This window comes from Microbacterium sp. FG3 (genome assembly GCF_057809335.1).
Map to the genome: position 1 here is coordinate 16,412 of NZ_JBMDJT010000028.1, position 19,555 is coordinate 35,966.

Below are 19,555 nucleotides of genomic sequence, written 5' to 3' on the forward strand. Positions count from 1 at the left end.
GTCAGTCGTCGGAGCCGCCGAACTCGTTGCGCCACATCGACAGCGCCGATCCGATGGCCATGTGCATGTCGAGGTACTGGTACGTGCCCAGGCGCCCGCCGAAGTGCACGTTCTTCTCGCCCTTGGCGAGCTCGCGGTACGCCAGCAGGCCCTTGCGGTCCTCGTCGGTGTTGACGGGGTAGTAGGGCTCGTCGTCGCGCGTGGCGAAGCGCGAGAACTCGCGCATGATGACCGTCTTGTCCGTCGGGTAGACGTCCTTGCGCTCCGGGTGGAAGTGCTTGAACTCGTGGATGCGCGTGAACGGCACGTCCGGGTCCGGGTAGTTCATGACCGGGGTGCCCTGGAAGTCGCCGACGTTCAGCACCTCCTCCTCGAAGTCGAGCGTGCGCCAGCTGAGGGCGCCCTCGGCGTAGTCGAAGTAGCGATCCACCGGCCCGGTGTAGACGACGGGCAGCTGCCCGACGACGGCCTTCTTGCTGAGCGGCTGCGACTCGTCGAAGAAGTCGACGTTCAGCTTCACCTCGATGTTGGGGTGGTCGGCCATCCGCTCGAGCCACGCCGTGTAGCCGTCGGTCGGCAGGCCCTCGTACGTGTCGTTGAAGTACCGGTTGTCGTAGTTGTAGCGCACGGGCAGGCGGCTGACGATGTCGCCCGACAGCTTCTCGGGCGAGGTCTGCCACTGCTTGGCGGTGTAGTGCGCGAAGAACGCCTCGAACAGCGGGCGACCCACGAGCGCGATGCCCTTCTCGTAGAAGTTGCGCGCGGTCTTCACATCGAACTCGCCCGCCTGCTCCTTCACGAGCGCCCGCGCCTCGTCGGGCGTGTACGCCGCCTGGAAGAACTGGTTGATCGTGTGCAGGTTGACGGGAAGCGCGAACACCTGGCCCTTGTGCGTGGAGTACACGCGGTGCACGTAGTTCGTGAAGGTCGTGAACCGGTTGACGTACTCCCACACGCTCTCGTTCGAGGTGTGGAACAGGTGCGCGCCGTACCGGTGCACCTCGATCCCGGTCTCGGGCTCGGCCTCGCTGTAGGCGTTGCCGCCGATGTGGTGACGGCGCTCGATCACAGTGACCTTGCGGCCGGCCTGCGCGGCCCGTTCGGCGATGGTGAGTCCGAAGAAGCCGGACCCGACGACGAGGAGATCAGTCATGTGGTCCATTCTCTCAGGGGCTATCTGGATTCCCTGACAGCCAGAGGCAGACCGGTTCACGGCGGCTACGAGCGCTCGGACACGCGGCATCCCGGGGCGGGGCGGGATGATACACATCTGTCACACTGGTTTCCATGCGTCGCATGCACACGGGGTCCCGCTTCCCGCGCCTCACCCTCGGCCTCATCGCCATCGCGGGCGTCACGGTCGCCTTGATCCCCGCCCAGGCCGTCGCGGCGACGGAACCGACGCCGGCCCCGTCCGCGACGGCGGCTCCCTCGCCGACGCCCGAGCATGAGCCGACGCCGGAGCCGCGCGAATCGCCCCTGCCGGACGAGACGGTGGAACCCACCCCTGTCCCCGCCCCGACGGAGACGCAGGCGCCCGCGGAGGGCCGGGCCCTCACGCAGGACGAGCTCGACATGCTCGGGCGCGATTCCACCCCCGATGAGGCTGTCGTCGAGGAGGGCGCCGACACCGCGTTCCGCACCAAGTCCCTCGTGGGCTGGAACCCAGGCAACATCATCTCGGACGCCGTCTTCTACAACGGCTGGACGATGTCGGCGGCTCAGGTGCAGTCCTTCCTCAACGGCAAGGTCTCGAGGTGCGAGGCGGGCTATGTCTGCCTCAAGGACTACCGCCAGAGCACGCCGACTCGTACGGCTGACAGGTACTGCCCTGCAACCTACTCGGGAGCAGCGAACGAGTCGGCCGCCACGATCATCGCGAAGGTCGCACAGGCCTGCGGCATCAACCCGCAGGTGCTCATCGTCATGCTGCAGAAGGAACAGGGCCTCGTCACGCACGTGTGGCCGAGCGACTGGCGCTACACGATCGCCATGGGCATGGCCTGCCCCGACACTGCCCCGTGCGACGAGCGGTATCACGGCTTCTTCAACCAGGTCTACGGCGCGGCGCGGCAGCTGAAGGTCTACGGGCTCAGCAGCGGGTTCCGACACAACGCGGGCCAGACAGTTGACCTCCGCTACCATCCCAACACCGCCTGCGGCTCGAGCCGCGTCTACATCGAGAACAAGGCGACGGCTGCGCTGTACAACTACACGCCGTACCAGCCGAACCGGGCGGCGCTGAACGCGGGCTACGGCGAGGGCGACGCCTGCTCGGCCTACGGCAACCGAAACTTCTACAACTACTTCACCGATTGGTTCGGGAGCACCAAGGGCACCCCTGTGCACGGGGCATTCACGACCTTCTGGAATGCGAACGGCGGATCCAGTGGGTGGATCGGGTCGCCAACCGCCGCGGCGGTCGCTATCACGGGCGGGGTCTCCCAGCGCTTCTCCGGCGCCGACCTGTTCGTCAAGGACGGCGGAGCCGTACAGGCCGTTACCGGACGTATTCGCGATGAGTTCCGAACCGTGGGCACGGTCTCCAGCGGGCTGGGCTGGCCGACGAGCTCGGAGGTCGCCGTTTCGGGTGGCTCATACCAGGACTTCGAGGGCGGGCGTATCTACCGTCGCCCGGACGGCCCGGCCTATGCCGTCGCGGCTCCGATGTTTGCCAAGCATGAAGAGGTCGGCAACATCTTCCGTGAGTACGGATGGCCGAAGAATCGCGCGTACCGTGCGGGCACCGGCTCTCGTCAGGACTTCGACGGTGGCAGCTTCTTCCAGCAGGGCACGAACGTCTTCCCGCTGAAGGCGGACATCACCGCCGTCTACGACGATCTGGGAGGTCCGTGGGGAGGCGTGGGTATGCCAACGTCGCCGGAGGTCCCCGACTCGACCCGTTCACACGTCTCACTCACATTCGGGTGGATTCAACGGACCCCTCAAGGCTTCATCACCGTCGCGGGCGGCATAGGCAGCGCGTACGCGAAGATGGGAGGCGGAAGCGGCCCGCTCGGCGCCCCGATCTCGGGCGAGCAGCCGAGTGGTGATGGCTCTCGATCACTGCAGCGCTTCGCGAACGGGACCATGTACTGGTCCGGCGCGGGAACCTTCGCCGTGACGGATATGGCGCAGGCGCTCGCAAGGTACGGTGGTGTCGAGTCGCTCGGGTATCCGACGTCTGACCAGCGCGAGGATGGCGACCGCCTGTCCCAGTCGTTCGGATCGGTCACACTCACCGTCGGCCCGAACGGCAGCGGAATGGTGAAGGGTGTGATCAACCGCACGTACACCGCCGCAGGTGGGATCTCAAGCCTCCTCGGCACGGCGACGTCCGGTGAGTACAGCCAAGGCGCTGCCATCGTGCAGAACTTCGAGGGCGGCCGCATCTACTGCAGTCCCACGGCCACGGTTATTGTGCCGAACGCCCTCATCAAGCACCTCGACGCCGCAGGCGGTGCCGCTGGGAGGCTCGGCGTTCCGATCACTTCCGCCACACAGTCTGCGGGTGTCTGGCAGCAGCAGTTCGCAGGCGGATTCGTCGCGGCGAGCGCCGATGGCCGCACGGGAGCGCCGATCGTCGGCGTCTCGGCACGAGTCTTCGCGAACGCCGGCGGTGTGGCGACCCTCGGCGCACCGTTGGGGGCTGAATCCCGCAAGTCCTTCGGCTGGGAACAGAGGTTCGCGAACGGGACGGTCTTCGTCCCGCTCGATTACCCCGCATCCGCAGTGGTCGGGGCGATCCACGAGGCGTTCCTCGACGGCGACACCGCCTACCACGGTGTCCCGACGGGTGCCCGATCCGGATCCGAGCCGAACTGGGTCCAGCGGTTCACGAACACGACGTTCTACGCGAACGCGAGCGGCACGCTCATCACCCGCGGCGTGGTGCGTCGCACCTATGACGCCGCCGGCGCCGAGGCCGGACCGCTGGGGTGGCCGCTCAACAACGAGAAGGCGGTGCTCGACGGCTATCGCCAGGAGTTCCAGGACGGGTCGGTCTATGTCTGGCCGGGCGGCTCGCATGTGGTTCGCGGCGCCATCGGTCGCCACTATCGGTCGCTCGGCGGCGAGAGCGGCTCCCTCGGCTGGCCGACCTCCGACGAGATGCAGGGAGACGGTGTGTGGACCCAGCGCTTCCAGCATGGAACGATCGTCCTCGACCCAGCGCGCGGGTTCTCCGTCCGCTGAGGTCGGGTGTCCGACGCGATAGACTGGCGTAACCATGACGGAACCGGACCTTCCTGTACTCGTACTCGTTCCGGCATGGAATGAGGAGAGGAACGTCGGCACGACGGTCCGTGAGATCCTCGCGCTCGACGAGGACTATCACGTCGTGGTAATCGATGACGGTTCGACGGACGCGACCAGGACCGTGGCTCGCGAGGCCGGCGCGACGGTCCTGTCGCTCCCGTTCAATCTCGGGGTTGGCGGCGCCATGCGCACGGGCTTCGCCTATGCGCAGCGAATGGGCTACCAACGGGCGATCCAGGTGGACGCCGACGGTCAGCACAACCCCACCGATATCGCCCGCGTTCTGCAGGGCTTAGATGGCCACGACATATCCATCGGCGCCCGATTCGCAGATGTCGGCGATTACGAAGTCCGCGGTCCGCGCAAGTGGGCGATGGTGGTACTCGCAAAGGTCGTCTCCCGAGTGGCGAAGGCACGTCTGACGGACGTCACGAGCGGATTCCGAGCAGCGGGACCGAGGGCGATCGCCCAGTACGTGCAGTACTACCCCGAGGAGTATCTCGGAGACACCCTGGACTCGCTCGTCGCTGCGGTGCATGCCGGCCTCGCCGTGACACAGGTCCCGGTGGCAATGCGACCACGCATGCACGGGCGCCCCAGCCAAGGGCCGATCGGCGCGGCAATCTACTTGCTGCGCTCGGGCTTTGCTCTCGTACTCGCCGTTCTGAGGCGTCCGTGGACGCCTCGCAGCCAAGGAGATCCGGCATGATCCCGCTCATCGGCATCGCCGGATCCGTCGCAGTGCTGGGCATCGTGTTCTGGCTGCTGCTGACTCGACGACTGCGCGAGAAGTATGCCGCCCTGTGGGTGATCGTCTCCATCGCCGTCCTTCTTCTCGCATCCGCGCCAGGGCTCCTCTATGGACTGACCGACCTGCTCGGTGTCGAGCTGCCGGTGAACATGCTGTTCATCATGGCGATCGTGATGCTGGCAGGCGTCTGCCTGCATCTTTCACGTGAGCTGTCCCAGACCGAGGATGAGGCGCGACGGCTTGCGGAGGAAGTCGCCATTCTTCGCGCCCAGGGGGAGAAGCTCAGAGACGAGTTCGACGCGATGCGCGCGATCCTCGATGACCGCAGCTGACGAGAGCCGCCGCGGTGGGCTGGCATCCATCCTGTTCGCGACCGCGGTCGCTGGAGTCGTCGGCTACGCCATTCAGCTGCTGGTGCCACGGTTCAGTTCCACCGAGGTCTATGTCACATTCAGTGTGCTCTGGTCAGCGGTGTATCTGCTCGTGGCGGCCACCTCAGGGGTTCAGCAAGAGGTTGCGCGCGCGACGAGCTGGCGGCGTCGATCTGACGGATCGTGGCGGCGACTGGCCGCGCTCGCGTCGCTGAGCGCGCTCGTTCTCGGTGCGGTCGTGCTCACGCTCGGCGCCGTGCTCGGGGACCGCCTGTTCCCTTCGCATGCAGGCGAGCTCGTGGTCGCAGCCAGCGCGGCGGTCGGCGGATACGCGCTCGTCGCCGTGCTGAGTGGCGCGCTTTACGGGATCCAGCGACTTCGCGAAGCGGCGGTCCTCACCGTGAGCGATGTCACCCTCCGTGCCATCCTGATCTTCGCAGCCCTCACGCTCGGCGGCACAGTGGTCGCGCTCGCCTGGGCGACGGCGTTGCCGTTCGTGCTGTCGTTCCTCCTCGTGCTGGCGATCGTCCTCCGCCCCATCTCCCGCCACGCGTACGTGGACGCGGATCTGAGGTCACTCGTCCGCAACAGCGCCAAGACGCTGGGGGCGTCGATGGCGACCGGCGCTCTCGTCAGCGGTCTTCCGCTCTTCCTCGGGGCAGTCGACACTGGCCTGCACGAGACCGGACTGGCCGCGCTCATCCTCGTCCTCACCTTGACGCGGGCGCCGCTCGTGACGCCGCTGATGGCGATCCAGAGCTACCTCATCGTGCGCTTTCGCGATGAGCGCGGCCGAGGCCGCCTCTTGGCACGCTGGAGTACGCTCCTCGGCGCAGCGACGGCACTCCTGGCTGGCTGCGCCGCATGGCTCGGGCCGTGGGTGCTCGATACTCTGTACGACGCTCGATACAGCCTGCCAGCCCATGCGTTCGCGGCTGCCATCGTCAGCGCGGGCGCCACGGGTCTGATGTTCCTCGTGAGTCCGGGGCTTCTCGCCGCCGGGCGCCACAACGCCTACCTCGGCGGGTGGGCGACGGGCGCCCTCGCGCTCATCCTGGGCCTCGTCATCCCCCCAGCCCTCAACGTGGCGCTGGGCCTGAACGGCGTCCTCCTCGTACTCATCGTGGCTCCGCTGTCAGGATGCGCGGTGATGGGCTGGACGCTTCGACGCCGTAGCGCCGAGGCAACGCGACCGACCTGACACTCAGCGCTTGGCGAGCGCCTTCTCGAAGGACTTCAGGGTCTCGACTGCCGTCCTCTCCCAGGTGAAGCCCGCCGCACGCTCGAGGCCCCTCCGAGTGAGGTCGCCCCGCAGTCCGCGATCTCCGCACAGGCGCCGGATGACCGTTGCGAGCGACTCGTCCGAACGGGGGTCGAAGAACAGTGCGGCATCGCCTGCGACGAAACGATGCACACCGATATCGCTGAGGAGCACGGGGACGCCGACTGCCATCGCCTCGAGGGTCGGCAGCGAGAAACCTTCCGCGAGCGACGGGATCACCAGCGCTGTCGCCTGCTCGTACAGCGTCTTGACCTCTTCGTCGGAGACCCAACCGCGCAGGTCCACCCACTCGTCCATGCCGTTCTCGCGCACAACGGACTCAAGCGGGTCCTCTCCCCGCCCACCCGTGATGACCGCTCTCGGACGCTCTGCCTCGGGAATCAAGGAGAGCGCGCGGACGATCGCACCCCAGTTCTTGTGCGGGCGCCGATTCCCCATCGCGAGGATCATCGGTGGCGCTGAGGACGACGACTCCCGGTCGACGACGGGCGGCACGCTCAGTCCCGCGAGCGGGATCACGTCCATCCGGCTCGGCTCGACACCCAGGTACTTTGTGATCTCGGCCGCCGAATCAGGGCTGATCGTGATGATCCTCGAGGCGTTGCGGGATGCGAGCTTCTCCATCCATTTCACCGGCTGCGTGTACAGCGGCGTGGACATGTACTCAGGGTGGCTCCAATAGAGCATGTCATGCATCGTCACCACGACCGGAATCCGAGTGTGAGCGGGTCCCAACGTCGCGGGAGAGTGGATCAGGTCGGCGCCGGCGGCCTCAGCCGCTCGCCCTACTCGCATGAGCTCACCCCACGCCCATACGAACCGGTTCTCCCCGCTGATCCCGGACTCGTGAATCCGCCCAGGGAACCACGAGAGGTCCAGCTCGGCACCTTCGCGACTGACGTACCCGATGTACTCGTGCCCACCGACCGCGGCGAGCGCACGATAGAGCTCGCGGGTGTAAGTCTCCATCCCGCCTTTGGTCCCGGTGTAGCTCAGGAGATCAACGAACACCCTGGCCATGAGCCTCTCCCTTCTGTTGCGCAGGAGACCGTTGCCGGACGCGCACCATGATCGGGCGCTCGATGAGCAGCCAGCTCAGCCAAGCGAGACCGAACGTGATGAGCCCCGTGAGCGCGAGATACACGGCCATCCCGTACTCGAGACCGCCGACCATCAGGACAAGTTGCTGCACCGGCCAGGCATAGATGTAGAACCCGTACGACACGTCATTGCGAGCGACCCACCGCGGCTGCGGAACGAACGTCGAGAGTGCCAACAAGCCGAGAGCGAGCAATGGTGCGGCCAGCTGTCCTCCCCACCCAGGGATGAGCCAGATAAGGACGCAGGCCAGGCCGAGCGCGGCCACTCCGACGACGCGACTCAACCCCCACCGTTCGACGACGAAATAGACCAGCGAGCCGCCGAGGAAGAAGGGGAGCAATTTCGCCAGCAATTCGAACCGCTCATCAAGTCCGAGTTCACGCGCTCGCTCGAGCTGGGCGTACGCGAGGACGCTCAGTCCGAAGAGAATCGCCACGAGGATCGGGGACCGACGGAACGCCGGCAGGAAGCCGACCGCCCAGATGATCAGATAACAGAGAAACTCGTAGTAGAGCGTCCAGAGCGAGCCATTCCATGCCTCCGGATACGGCACTTCGCTGAGCGACGCGCCGATCCCGTACTGCCGGACTTCGAGCAGGAGGTTCCCCCACACGTACTCGAGGGGTGTCGGGGCAGACGTGAGGTATCCGGCGAGCGACCCGTGCTGCAGGACCATCGCAATGGGCGCGAACACAGTGACGGTGACGAGCAGGACGCCGAGGAAGGCGGGATAGATGCGTGCGATCCTGTGAAGGAGATACTCTCCTGCGTCCGCTCTCAGGCGGCTTCTCGTGATCAGGAACCCGCTGATCACGAAGAAACCGGCGACTGCCCAGCCCCCGAGGTTCTCACCCTGAACGATCGGGCCGTGACCGCGCCCTGCGATATACCACGAGTGTGCGAAGAGCACCATCGCCGCGAGGACGAGGCGGAAGAGGTTGAGACTGTTCGCGCGATAGGGGTAAGGCGTGGGAGCAAACCAGGCGGGCGCCGTCACTTGAGGAGATTCCTCGCAGACATCTCCGACAATGACTGCTCGTAGCGGTCGCCCTCGACGGGCTCGGTGAGCACCCACTCGACGAATCGCTGCACGCCCTCGCGGAACGGCGTGCTCGGCTGGAAGCCGAGCGTCTCACGCAGGCGCGTGGTGTCAGCGACGTTGTGACGGATGTCACCGAGACGGTAGTTCCCGGACACACGCGTCGGAACCTCGGTGTCGAATGCGGCGAACAGCGCCTCGACGACTTCACGCACCGTCGTCTGAACGCCCGACCCCACGTTGAAGGTGCCGCCGGCCGCGGCCGGATGCGTGGCGCCGAGGAACGTCGCCTCCACGACGTCGTCGATGTACACGAAGTCGCGACTCTCCAGGCCGTCCTCGAAGATGTTGATCTCCTTGCCCTGACGGATCAGCGTGGAGAAGATCGACAGGATCCCCGTGTAGGGGTTCTTCAGGGACTGACCGGGACCGTAGACGTTCTGGTAGCGCATCGACACCGGCTCGATCCCGATCGTCGGAGCGACGGTCATCACGAGCGCCTCCTGCATCTGCTTCGTGATGCCGTACACGGAGGACGGATGCAGCTTCGCGTCCTCGTCGGTGGGAACGAGCTCGAGCTCGCCTTCGCCCGCCATGTGCACGTCGAAGTCCCCCGCCGCCATGTCGGCGTCGGCGCGATGCGCCGGGTAGACGGTGCGCCCGTCCTTCGTGCGGTACGCGCCCTCACCGTAGATCGAGCGCGACGACGCCACGACGATGCGCTTCACGCTGTGCGGCTCGTTCGCGAGCAGATCCAGCAGCTTCGCCGTGCCGCCGACGTTCGCCTCGGTGTAGCGGTCGATCTCGTACATCGACTGGCCGGTGCCGGTTTCCGCGGCGAGATGCACCACGACCGTGGCGCCCGCGAGCGCGGTGCGCAGATCGTCAACGGACGTGACGGACCCGCGTACGACGTTCGCCACCTCGGCGACCGATGCGAGCGACGGCGACGACGTCGCGGGGTCGTCGCCGTGAACCTGAGGGATCAATGCGTCCAGCACGGTGACGGAGTGCCCGGCCTCGCTGAACCGTCGTGCGAGCCGTGAGCCGATGAACCCCGCGCCGCCGGTGATCAGAACGTGTTCCGTCATGTGCAGTGAACTCCCAAGTGGTTCGATCGCCCGACGAGAGTCGAGGGCGTCAGAAGGCGAAGACGTGCGCCAGCGTCGATTCTATCCCCGCCCGATCTCCGTGCCTGATCACGCCGGGGAGCTCCGTGACACCGTGCAGCCGCGACATCAGCCGAAGGCGAGCGATGCGCGCCGTGCGCGTCCAGCCCTTCTCCGAGGAGAGGCGCCGTGCGAGCGCGTAGTAGTCCCGTTCATCCCGGAAGCGTCGACCATCGAGAAGCGTCTTCTGGGAAGCGCTGCCCCCGTGGCGTCGATACGAGAAAGCAGGCTGCGGGTTGTAGGCGAGCGTTCCGCCGTCGAAGGCGATGTCCATCAGCAACGCGAGATCCTGGATGATCGGCAGGCCGTCGCGGAAATCGATCCGGCGAAGCGTGTCGGTGCGGAACGTCAGTGACGGCCAGTAGAGCCAGTTGCCCCGGATCAGGCTGTTCGCCATCGCCTGACCGGTGAGCACCGCGATGTCGCGCCCGCGCCGAGGCGCGAGGAGCCGCTGCTTCACGCGGTCGGCGAGAGGCTCCGTCACCGCCCCGTGCTCGTCGATGACGACGACGCCCGGTTGAACGACGTCCGCGGACGGAACGGCGTCGATGGTGCGGCTGACAACCTGCAGGTAGCTCGGATGCATCAGGTCGTCGCAGCCGAGGATCGTGATGTACTCCCCCGTGGCGCGCCGGATCGCCTCGCGGTAGTTCTCCGTGATCCCGAGGTTGCGCTCATTGCGCACGTACGCGACGCGATCGTCCCCGAGCCGCGCGAACCACTCGGCGACGGAGTCGTCCGGATAGCAGTCATCGATCACTGTCATCCGCCAGTCGGTGATCGTCTGCGCGCGCACCGACTCCACGGTCTCGTACAAGAGCTCCGGCTCGCCCCAGAACGGGACGAAGATCTCTGGTGTCGTCATTGCTCAGCTCCTTCGCACGCCACCACTTCGTAGAGCCGCGATGGCCCCTCGCTGTCCACGAGCTCGACCGCGTCCGACGACTCGAGGTCCTCCAGCCCCGGGTACTCATGACGCCCGCGGTGCACCTCGAACGCTCCGAAGTCGAGCACATAGCCGACGTCGAGTCGGTCGATCGCGGCACACACCTCGTCTCCTGCCTCCGCCTCCCGCAGTCGCTCGTTCACGAGGTCGATGTCAGGGGTCGTCTGCATCAGCGCGTGAGGCATGAGCACCTCGCGGTCCGCGAGCGCGTACGCCATGGAAGCTCCGGTCCAAGGACTGCCGGCGATGGCGACATCCTCCGGGACGATGTCCTGCACGCGCTCGAGCAGTGCGCGCTCCCGAGGGCTCACGAGGGCCGAGTTCGGCCTCTCGTCGTACGTCTTCGCGGTGAATGCGACGGCCTCAGGCACGGGGCTCAGCGGACCCAGCTGCGTCCACGCCACGGCTCCGGCGATGGACAGCACCGCCAAGCTCGCGACGACCGCGCGGGACCACTGGGCGCCGCCGATTCCACGTGCCACCAGCGATGCGATCCCGCAGGCGCCGAGCGCTCCGAGCGGGACAACCGCGAGCGCGACCATGGCGGCGAGGCGCGGCTCATTGTTGTACCAGCTGCCCACCAGCGCGTCGCGGATGGTCTGCAGCGGCAGGGCGCCGGCGACGACGAACAGGAGAGCCGTGATCGCGTATGTCCCCAGCAGCGCGAAGCCGGCGGCACTGCGTCGAACGAGCGCCGTGACGACGCCCGCAACGACGAGCACCATCACGAGCGCGGCGGGTGTCGCGTACCAGAGCGCCCCTGTCATCACTTGAGTCAGCGACTCCGGAACCGTGCGGGTGATCGGCCATCCTCGAGCTTCGAGGGGCGGCCGCAGGACCTTCAGGAGCATCAGGCCGGCGCCCAGATAGACGACGACGCCGACCGCGACGATGACGCGGGTCCGAGCCGAGCCGGCGGCGAAGATGCGGGCGGCGCACGCGAGGAACGGCGGCAGCGACATCGCAAGCCAGGCGACGAACGCACCGGGGTGGGCCAGAGCGATCCCCCCAAGAACCGGCACGAGAACCAGCCAGTACTGCCAGCCGCGGGCCGGCTCTCGTCCGACGGCGACCCCGAGAGCGCGCGCGGTGACGGCGAGCGCCGCGGGCACGAGCGAGAGTCCCAGCTGGTAGGGGTACAGCACCCCGTACTCCATGAGGAGAATGGGGAAGACCGGCACGGCCGACGCAAGGATGCCCGCCGCAATCAATGCCGCGGGTCGGATGCCGACGATCACGCGCGTCAACAGGATTGCCCCCATCGGCCAGATGACCGCGGAGATCACGACGGTGACCGCGGACACAGCGACAGGGATGTCGGCCCCGCTGAGCTGCGCGACCAGCGACACGAGCGCGTGCCACGCGGCGGGGTAGAAGCCCGATGCGCCCGGGTTCGTCATCGCGCCGACGTCGAACGATGACGCCGAGCCGTTGTCGAGGATCCATCGAATCGCGTTCAGATGGAAGATGTTGTCGAAGGTCTGCGAGATGCGGTCAGGAGCCCCGAAGCAGATCAGCACCTGCACTGTCAGGAGCGCCGCGGCGATCACTACCGCGCTCCACGTCCAGATGGAACGGGTGGCTCGTTCTCTCCGACCGAACCTCCGGGTGAGGATCCCGACGATGATCGTGCCCGCCGCCGCGAGGACGAGAACGGGGAGGATCGACCAGGGAATGCCGACGATGGGCGCGATGACCGAAGTGCCCGCGATCACGGCGACCGCCGCCGCCGGGCTCAGCGCCACGGCGGAGTACCCGCGGAACCCTGCAGCCACCATCAGGGGCAACCCGACCACAGCGAGCACCCCGATCGTCGCGATGAGGGCCCATCCGAACTCGATCCACATACGTTCGCAGCACTCCCGATCGTCTCGATGCCGACCGAAGGCGGCAGTACAGGCTATCCGGATGGGCCTGTCGTACCTGAAACCCACCTGGATCCCCAGCGCTCGCGCAATGGTTGCGCCGCTGACGCGACAGCGTCGAGAACCCCGGTTGCCATCGGCGCCTATGGGAGGATTGACGACCATGAAGGGCATCATCCTCGCGGGCGGCTCGGGCACGCGTCTGCACCCCATCACCCTGGGCGTCTCGAAGCAGCTCGTGCCGGTCTACGACAAGCCGATGGTGTACTACCCGCTGTCGACGCTCATGCTCGCGGGCATCCGCGACATCCTCGTCATCACCACGCCGCACGACGCGGCCGGCTTCGAGCGCCTGCTCGGCGACGGGTCGCAGTTCGGCGTGAACCTGACGTTCGCCCAGCAGCCCTCGCCCGATGGCCTGGCGCAGGCGTTCACGATCGGCGCGGATTTCATCGGCGACGACAAGGTGGCCCTCGTCCTGGGCGACAACCTGCTCTACGGCCCGGGCCTCGGATCGCAGCTGAAGCGGTACGCCGACATCGACGGCGGCGCCGTGTTCGCCTACTGGGTGTCGAACCCCCGCGCGTACGGCGTGGTCGAGTTCGACGCCGAGGGCACCGCGGTGTCGCTCGAGGAGAAGCCGGCCGAGCCGAAGTCGAACTACGCCGTTCCCGGCCTGTACTTCTACGACAACGACGTCGTCGAGATCGCCAGGAACCTGCAGCCCTCCGCGCGCGGTGAGTACGAGATCACCGACGTGAACCGCGCCTACCTCGAGCGCGGCAAGCTGCAGGTGGAGGTGCTCCCCCGCGGCACGGCATGGCTCGACACCGGCACGTTCGACGACATGACCGACGCGGCCGACTACGTCCGCACGATCGAGCGCCGCACGGGCCTGAAGATCGGCGCGCCGGAGGAGATCGCATGGCGGCAGGGCTTCCTCACCGATGAGCAGCTGCGCGAGCGTGCGGAGAAGATGGTGAAGTCGGGGTACGGCGCGTACCTCCTCGAGATTCTGGAGCGTGGTCGCTGATGGCGAAGCTGCTGGTCACCGGCGGGGCCGGATTCATCGGTTCGAACTTCGTCCACCACGTGGTGGCGCACACGGACCACACGGTCACGGTGCTCGACAAGCTCACCTACGCGGGCAACCGCGATTCGGTCGCAGGGCTCCCGGAGGACCGGGTGCGGCTGGTCGTCGGCGACATCGCCGACGCCGAGCTGGTCGACGGGCTGTTCTCCGACGCCGACGCCGTGGTGCACTACGCCGCCGAGTCGCACAACGACAACTCGCTGAACGACCCGCGCCCGTTCCTCGACACGAACATCATCGGCACCTACACGCTGCTGGAGGCCGCGCGCCGCCACGGCACCCGCTTCCACCACATCTCCACCGACGAGGTGTACGGCGACCTCGAGCTGGACGATCCGGCGCGGTTCACCGAGTCCACCCCGTACAACCCCTCGTCGCCGTACTCGTCGACGAAGGCCGGCAGCGACCTGCTCGTGCGCGCCTGGGTGCGCTCGTTCGGCGTGCAGGCGACGATCTCGAACTGCTCCAACAACTACGGGCCGTTCCAGCACGTCGAGAAGTTCATCCCGCGCCAGATCACGAACGTGATCCGCGGCATCCGCCCCAAGCTGTACGGCACCGGCGAGAACGTGCGCGACTGGATCCATGCCGACGACCATTCCTCCGCGGTCCTCACGATCCTCGACAAGGGCCAGATCGGACAGACCTACCTGATCGGCGCCGACGGGGAGCAGAACAACAAGGACGTCGTCGAGACGATCCTCGAGCTCATGGGCCAGCCGCGCGACGCCTACGATCTCGTCGCCGACCGCCCCGGCCACGACCTGCGCTACGCGATCGACTCCACGCGCCTGCGCACGGAGCTCGGCTGGCAGCCGCGCTTCCAGGACTTCCGCGCGGGCCTGGCCGACACCATCGCGTGGTACCGCGACAACGAGGACTGGTGGGCGCCCGCGAAGGACGGCGTCGAGGCGTTCTACGCGTCGAAGGGACAGTGACGTGACGGAGTTCGGCAAGCAGCTCGCCGCCACCGAGACCCCGATCCCCGGGCTGCTCGTGTTCGACCTGCCCGTGCACGGCGACGCGCGCGGCTGGTTCAAGGAGAACTGGCAGCGCGAGAAGATGATCGCCCTCGGCCTGCCCGACTTCGGCCCCGTGCAGAACAACATCTCGTTCAACGAGAAGCCGGGCACCACGCGCGGCATCCACGCCGAGCCGTGGGACAAGTGGATCTCCGTGGCGAGCGGGCGCATCTTCGGGGCATGGGTGGATCTGCGCGAGGGCCCGTCGTTCGGCGCGGTCTACACGACCGAGGTCGACCCGTCGAAGGCGGTCTTCGTGCCGCGGGGCGTGGGCAACGCCTTCCAGGCACTCGAGCCCGGCACCGCCTACACGTACCTCGTCAACGACCACTGGTCGCCCACCGCGGAGTACTCGTTCCTCAACCTCGCCGACGAGACCGCGGCGATCTCATGGCCGATCCCGCTGGATCAGGCCGAGGTCTCCGACAAGGACCGGGCGCACCCCCGGCTCGCGGAGGTCACGCCCGTCGGCCCGCGCGGGGTCCTCGTGCTCGGCGCGAACGGCCAGCTCGGGCGCGCCCTGCGCGCGGAGCTCGGCGACGGCGACCACATCGAGTACGCGGGGCGCGCCGACCTCGACCTGGCCGCGCCCGGACTCGCGTCGGCCCGCCGCTGGCGCGACTACGGCGTCATCGTCAACGCCGCCGCGCACACGGCCGTCGACCAGGCCGAGACGCCCGAGGGCCGCGCGCAGGCGTGGGCGGCCAACGTCACGGGGGTCGCGGCGCTCGCGCGCGTGGCCGCCGAGAACGGCATTACCCTCGTGCACGTCTCGAGCGACTACGTGTTCGACGGCACGGCCGACCGCCCCTACCGCGAGGACGACCCGATCGCCCCCCTGGGCGTGTACGGGCAGACGAAGGCCGCCGGAGACGCCGCGGTCGCCACCGTGCCGCGCCACTACATCGTGCGGACCTCGTGGGTCATCGGCGAGGGCGCCAACTTCGTGCGCACGATGGCGTCGCTGGCCGAACGCGGCATCGACCCGAGCGTCGTCGACGATCAGACCGGTCGGCTCACGTTCACCGACGACATCGCGCGCGCGATCCGCCACCTGCTCGACTCCGGCGCGCCGTACGGCACCTACAACGTCACCGGCGGCGGCGAGCCGCGCACGTGGGCGCAGATCGCCGCCCGCGTGTTCGAGCTCACCGGCCACGATCCGGCCCGCGTCACGCCGGTGACGACCGCCGAGTACTATGCCGGCAAGACGGGGATCGCCCCGCGCCCGGCGAACAGCGTGCTCGACCTGGCCAAGATCGAGGCGACCGGCTACCGCCCGGCCGACCACGACGAGGCGCTCGCGCGGTACCTGGCCCAGGGCTGAACGCCCGCTCGGCGCAGCGCGCGTCACAGATCCGCGTGCAGCTGCCAGACCTTCTCGGCCGCGCCCAGCCACGTGAACGCCCGCGCGCGGTCCCTGCCGAGCACCGACAGCCGCCGGCCGCCGCCGTCGATCACCGTGCGCAGCGCCTCGGCCAGGTGGTCGGCGGGGACGAAGAGACCGCCGTCGTAGATCACCTCGCGGTGCACGGCCGAGTCCACGGCGACGAGCGGGGTGCCCAGCGCCATCGCCTCGGTGGCGCGCCACGGCCAGGCGCTGCGCGTCGCCGGAGCGAGGAAGGCCCGCGCTCCCCCGATCACCGCGGCGCGGTCGCCCCGGTCCAGGTGCCCGCGCGCGTGCACCCGCCGCTCGGGCAGGCCGGCCGCCGAGGCGAGGTCGGCGACGGCCGGCTCGGCCCCCTCGGGCACGCCGATGACGACCACGTCCAGATCGGTGGCCGCGACGGCCCGCATCGCTGCGGCGAGGCCGTCGGAATCGCCGATCCCGCCCGATGTCGCCACGTACTCGGCGGGCAGCCGGAGGTCGCGCCGGCGGGCGTCGGCGTCGCTGGGCTCGGCGAAGCCGTCGAGCACCGCACCCGGGATCACGCGGATCCGCTCGCCGAGGTCCACCCATTCCGACAGCCTCTCGGCGATCGCGTGCGTGGGGACGACGATGGCGTCGGCGTGCCGCATCGCCCGGCGCAGCATGGCGCGCTGCCAGTCCGCCTCGGCGCGCGGCAGCTCGGAGGGCGCCTCCCACGGCGCGAGATCCCACACGGTGACCACGGTCTGGTCGCCCTCGTTCACGCGGTCGTGCCGCACGAGCGGGGCCATCAGCGTGGGCGAGTGGATGAGGCCGCCGCCCACGCCCGATGCCACGCCGAAGCGCCAGGCCGCCGCCAGCCGGCCGCGATTCAGGCGCAGCCGCTGCTCGTGGCTCAGACCCGCGATGCCGATGGGCTCCCCCGCGGGCGCGATGGCCTCGACCCGGCAGCCGAGCGGCGCGGCGGCGACGAGCGCCCTGGCGAGCTCGCGGGACGCCGTCGCCAGGTCGTCGCCGGTCGGCGAGACGAGCTGATCCAGGACGACGCGCAGACTCACGGACATGCCATGAGCGTACTGTCGTGCTCTCGGATCCTCCTGAGCGCGCGCCTGCGCGGCGCGGGCCGCTACGGCTGGGGGGTAGGCGTCGGCGTGGGCGGATAGAGCGCGGCGTGCACCATCTCGCGGATCTGCGCGTAGTCCGGCTGCTCGGGATCCACCCCGTTCGCGGGCGTCAGCTCGATCGACGCGAACGGCTGCGACCGCGCCTTCGTGCCGAGTTCGATGAACGCGCCCGTCATGCTCTGCGGGATGTCCGTCTGCACGAGGGCGTCGCCGGCGTTGAGGATGTCCTGGAAGCGGGTCAGCACGGTCTCGGGCGTGAACTGGTCGAGGATCGCCTGCTGCAGCTGGCGCTGGCGCTCCATGCGGTCCCAGTCGTTGGTCGTGTAGCGGGAGCGCGCGTACCACTGGGCGGTGTCGCCGTCCATGTGCTGTTGCCCCGGCTCGATCCATCCGATGGCCCACTCGTCCGCCGGCTGGCCCTCGTACGCGGGCCCGCCGCCCTTGGGCAGGCGCTCGGTCACCTCGATGTCGACGCCGCCGAGCGCGTCGATCAGCCGCGCGAAGCCGTTCATGTCGATGAAGACGTGGAACTGGATCTGCAGGCCCAGGATGCCCTCGGCCGCGTCCTTCGTCGCCTCGATGGCCGGCCGCGAGTACGTGGGATCGAGCCCCGGGTAGAGGCCCTCGCCGCGGTCCTCGCTGCAGTACTCGACGGCGTTCGTGAGGTTGTTGATGTGGTTGTTCCAGCCGCACGAGGGGTCGAACCGGCCCTCGAAGCCGTTCGGGTACAGCTCGTGCATCGGGCTGTCCTCGGAGAACGGCACGTTCGGCATGTCGCGCGGGATGCCCGTGATCGTCACGGCACCGGTGTCGGCATTGATCGACACGACCGAGATGCTGTCGAACCGCATCGAGTCGCGGCCCTCGCCCGAGTCGGCGCCGAGCAGCAGGATGTTGTAGTACCCGTCGACGGGAGCCACGGGGAACCCGGTGGGCAGGATGCTGCCGAGGTTGGCCCCCGCGAACAGGCGGGGCGCGGCGAAGGCGACGCCGCCGCCGGTGACGACCATGAGCACGACCGAGAGCAGCGCGATGAGGAACCGCGAGGGGTTCGACGTCTTCACCAGGCGCACGAGACGCAGGGTGTCGATCCCGAGCACGATCCACAGCACGCCGTACGCCACGACGAGCACGCCGGCGACGACCATCGAGATCGGGAAGAGCGCGATCGTGATCGTGCCGGCCGGCCACAGCAGCATGCCGAGGATCAGGACCACGACGAGCGTCCACAGCAGTAGCGTGGTGCCGAGGGCGAACCGGCCGAGGCGGCGATTGCCGGCGAGCACCTGGGCCGATCCGGGGATGAGCCATCCGAGGATCACGAGCCACCATCCGCGCCGCGTCATCACCCGCGGGGACGCCGAATCGGGGTACCGCAGGGGCCGGCCGTTGTGCACGCCGGCCGAGCGCGACGTGAGGGTGGGGGCCGCCGCGCCGGAGCGCGACGGGCTCGTCACGCTCACTCGGTGCCCCTCAGCGACGCCTTGAGCCGCTCGTTCTTCTGCTCGACCTGGGCCTCCAGCTCGCGCGCGTAGGCCTCGACGCGGTCGCCGATCGCGGCGTCGGAAGCGCCGAGGATGCGCGCGGCGAGCAGGCCGGCGTTGCGCGCGCCGTTGATCGACACGGTCGCGACCGGGATGCCCGCGGGCATCTGCACGATCGAGAGCAGCGAGTCCAGGCCCTCGAGCGTCTTCAGCTGCACGGGCACGCCGATGACCGGCAGCGCCGTGAGCGAGGCGAGCATGCCGGGCAGGTGCGCCGCTCCCCCGGCTCCCGCGATGATCGCGCGCAGCCCGCGGCCGCGCGCCTGGCGCCCGTACGCCATGAGCTTGTCGGGGGTGCGGTGCGCCGAGACGACCTCCACCTCGTGCGCGATGCCGAACTCCGTCAGCGCCTGCGAGGCATCGGCCATCACGCGCCAGTCGGAGTCGGAGCCCATGACGACGCCGACGAGGGGGTTCTCGGAGGAGTGCAGCACGCGTAAAGGCTAGGCGAGCACCCTGGAAACCCCCGCATGCGACCCGCGCAACCCGAACGGTGCAACCCCACGGTTGCTGAACGAAGTGGGCGAAGCGAACGAAGCTGAAGCGACCTCAGCAACTCCATGATGTTTGCGGTGGTCGCTTCATCTCCGCGGCCTCCGGCCGCTCCGTTCAGCAACCGATG

At 68.4% G+C, this 19,555-nt stretch carries 16 protein-coding genes; 7 read left to right on the forward strand and 9 right to left on the reverse strand.

All coding sequences use genetic code 11. The annotated features are described in order from the left end of the window. Position 1 precedes the first annotated feature (1 nt). On the reverse strand, positions 2 to 1,270 hold the full coding sequence (glf, locus tag ACODR5_RS09880) for a UDP-galactopyranose mutase (RefSeq protein WP_488983521.1): 1,269 nt from the start codon (positions 1,268 to 1,270) through the stop codon (positions 2 to 4). 95 nt (positions 1,271 to 1,365) lie between these two features. Here glf and ACODR5_RS09885 point away from each other — a divergent pair, with 95 nt between their 5' ends. From ACODR5_RS09885 to ACODR5_RS09900, 4 genes are read left to right on the forward strand one after another with little or no spacing between them, the layout of a single operon-like run. Continuing rightward, complete coding sequence (locus tag ACODR5_RS09885) at positions 1,366 to 4,194, forward strand: hypothetical protein (protein WP_488983522.1); 2,829 nt, start codon at positions 1,366 to 1,368, stop codon at positions 4,192 to 4,194. A gap of 34 nt (positions 4,195 to 4,228) precedes the next feature. Next, entirely contained in the window at positions 4,229 to 4,966 is a 738-nt protein-coding gene (locus ACODR5_RS09890) for a glycosyltransferase family 2 protein (RefSeq protein ID WP_488983523.1), read from the forward strand. Beyond that, positions 4,963 to 5,340 carry a DUF2304 domain-containing protein gene (locus ACODR5_RS09895; protein ID WP_488983524.1) on the forward strand — a complete coding sequence of 126 codons (378 nt, stop codon included), beginning with the start codon at positions 4,963 to 4,965 and terminating at the stop codon, positions 5,338 to 5,340. The genes ACODR5_RS09890 and ACODR5_RS09895 overlap by 4 nt, the downstream gene beginning before the upstream one ends. Continuing rightward, positions 5,327 to 6,580, forward strand: coding sequence for a lipopolysaccharide biosynthesis protein (locus tag ACODR5_RS09900; protein WP_488983525.1), 1,254 nt, complete (start codon positions 5,327 to 5,329; stop codon positions 6,578 to 6,580). Before ACODR5_RS09895 ends, ACODR5_RS09900 begins: the two co-directional genes overlap by 14 nt. Positions 6,581 to 6,583: 3 nt before the next feature. Here the strand turns inward: ACODR5_RS09900 and ACODR5_RS09905 are convergent, their stop codons facing one another. Genes ACODR5_RS09905 through ACODR5_RS09925 form a run of 5 tightly spaced genes read right to left on the reverse strand, consistent with a single transcriptional unit; the run spans position 6,584 to position 12,955 of the window. Further along, positions 6,584 to 7,681, reverse strand: a complete 1,098-nt coding sequence (locus ACODR5_RS09905; protein WP_488983526.1) for a glycosyltransferase family 4 protein — start codon at positions 7,679 to 7,681, stop codon at positions 6,584 to 6,586. Next, positions 7,662 to 8,759 (reverse strand): acyltransferase family protein, encoded by a 1,098-nt coding sequence (locus ACODR5_RS09910; protein WP_488983527.1) that lies wholly within the window; start codon positions 8,757 to 8,759, stop codon positions 7,662 to 7,664. Before ACODR5_RS09910 ends, ACODR5_RS09905 begins: the two co-directional genes overlap by 20 nt. Continuing rightward, a complete protein-coding gene (locus tag ACODR5_RS09915) occupies positions 8,756 to 9,892 on the reverse strand; it encodes an NAD-dependent epimerase/dehydratase family protein (protein WP_488983528.1) in 1,137 nt (378 codons plus the stop codon). The genes ACODR5_RS09910 and ACODR5_RS09915 overlap by 4 nt, the downstream gene beginning before the upstream one ends. 49 nt (positions 9,893 to 9,941) lie before the next feature. After that, entirely contained in the window at positions 9,942 to 10,835 is an 894-nt protein-coding gene (locus ACODR5_RS09920) for a glycosyltransferase family 2 protein (protein ID WP_488983529.1), read from the reverse strand. Next, on the reverse strand, positions 10,832 to 12,955 hold the full coding sequence (locus tag ACODR5_RS09925; RefSeq protein WP_488983530.1) for a DUF6541 family protein: 2,124 nt from the start codon (positions 12,953 to 12,955) through the stop codon (positions 10,832 to 10,834). Before ACODR5_RS09925 ends, ACODR5_RS09920 begins: the two co-directional genes overlap by 4 nt. Here ACODR5_RS09925 and rfbA point away from each other — a divergent pair. Genes rfbA through ACODR5_RS09940 form a run of 3 tightly spaced genes read left to right on the forward strand, consistent with a single transcriptional unit; the run spans position 12,945 to position 16,223 of the window. Next, positions 12,945 to 13,814, forward strand: a complete 870-nt coding sequence (rfbA, locus tag ACODR5_RS09930) for a glucose-1-phosphate thymidylyltransferase RfbA (protein ID WP_488983531.1) — start codon at positions 12,945 to 12,947, stop codon at positions 13,812 to 13,814. The genes ACODR5_RS09925 and rfbA overlap by 11 nt on opposite strands. Then, positions 13,814 to 14,812 carry a dTDP-glucose 4,6-dehydratase gene (gene rfbB / locus ACODR5_RS09935; protein ID WP_488983532.1) on the forward strand — a complete coding sequence of 333 codons (999 nt, stop codon included), beginning with the start codon at positions 13,814 to 13,816 and terminating at the stop codon, positions 14,810 to 14,812. The genes rfbA and rfbB overlap by 1 nt, the downstream gene beginning before the upstream one ends. Position 14,813: 1 nt before the next feature. After that, complete coding sequence (locus ACODR5_RS09940; protein WP_488983533.1) at positions 14,814 to 16,223, forward strand: sugar nucleotide-binding protein; 1,410 nt, start codon at positions 14,814 to 14,816, stop codon at positions 16,221 to 16,223. A gap of 23 nt (positions 16,224 to 16,246) precedes the next feature. Here ACODR5_RS09940 and ACODR5_RS09945 read toward each other — a convergent pair whose 3' ends face one another. The 3 genes from ACODR5_RS09945 to purE all read right to left on the reverse strand — a co-directional run bounded on the left by ACODR5_RS09945 (position 16,247) and on the right by purE (position 19,328). Beyond that, entirely contained in the window at positions 16,247 to 17,329 is a 1,083-nt protein-coding gene (locus tag ACODR5_RS09945) for a glycosyltransferase (protein WP_488983534.1), read from the reverse strand. A 62-nt stretch (positions 17,330 to 17,391) separates the two neighbouring features. Continuing rightward, positions 17,392 to 18,852, reverse strand: a complete 1,461-nt coding sequence (locus tag ACODR5_RS09950) for an LCP family protein (protein WP_488983535.1) — start codon at positions 18,850 to 18,852, stop codon at positions 17,392 to 17,394. Beyond that, complete coding sequence (gene purE, locus ACODR5_RS09955) at positions 18,849 to 19,328, reverse strand: 5-(carboxyamino)imidazole ribonucleotide mutase (protein ID WP_488983537.1); 480 nt, start codon at positions 19,326 to 19,328, stop codon at positions 18,849 to 18,851. Before purE ends, ACODR5_RS09950 begins: the two co-directional genes overlap by 4 nt. Positions 19,329 to 19,555: the final 227 nt, after the last annotated feature.

Coding starts and splice junctions, on each gene's coding strand:
- glf (WP_488983521.1), bottom strand. CDS start 1,270: ATGTGTATCATCCCGCCCCGCCCCGGGATGCCGCGTGTCCGAGCGCTC.
- ACODR5_RS09890 (WP_488983523.1), top strand. CDS start 4,229: ATGACGGAACCGGACCTTCCTGTACTCGTACTCGTTCCGGCATGGAAT.
- ACODR5_RS09895 (WP_488983524.1), top strand. CDS start 4,963: ATGATCCCGCTCATCGGCATCGCCGGATCCGTCGCAGTGCTGGGCATC.
- ACODR5_RS09900 (WP_488983525.1), top strand. CDS start 5,327: ATGACCGCAGCTGACGAGAGCCGCCGCGGTGGGCTGGCATCCATCCTG.
- ACODR5_RS09905 (WP_488983526.1), bottom strand. CDS start 7,681: ATGGCCAGGGTGTTCGTTGATCTCCTGAGCTACACCGGGACCAAAGGC.
- ACODR5_RS09915 (WP_488983528.1), bottom strand. CDS start 9,892: ATGACGGAACACGTTCTGATCACCGGCGGCGCGGGGTTCATCGGCTCA.
- ACODR5_RS09920 (WP_488983529.1), bottom strand. CDS start 10,835: ATGACGACACCAGAGATCTTCGTCCCGTTCTGGGGCGAGCCGGAGCTC.
- rfbA (WP_488983531.1), top strand. CDS start 12,945: ATGAAGGGCATCATCCTCGCGGGCGGCTCGGGCACGCGTCTGCACCCC.
- ACODR5_RS09925 (WP_488983530.1), bottom strand. CDS start 12,955: ATGCCCTTCATGGTCGTCAATCCTCCCATAGGCGCCGATGGCAACCGG.
- rfbB (WP_488983532.1), top strand. CDS start 13,814: ATGGCGAAGCTGCTGGTCACCGGCGGGGCCGGATTCATCGGTTCGAAC.
- ACODR5_RS09945 (WP_488983534.1), bottom strand. CDS start 17,329: ATGTCCGTGAGTCTGCGCGTCGTCCTGGATCAGCTCGTCTCGCCGACC.
- purE (WP_488983537.1), bottom strand. CDS start 19,328: ATGGGCTCCGACTCCGACTGGCGCGTGATGGCCGATGCCTCGCAGGCG.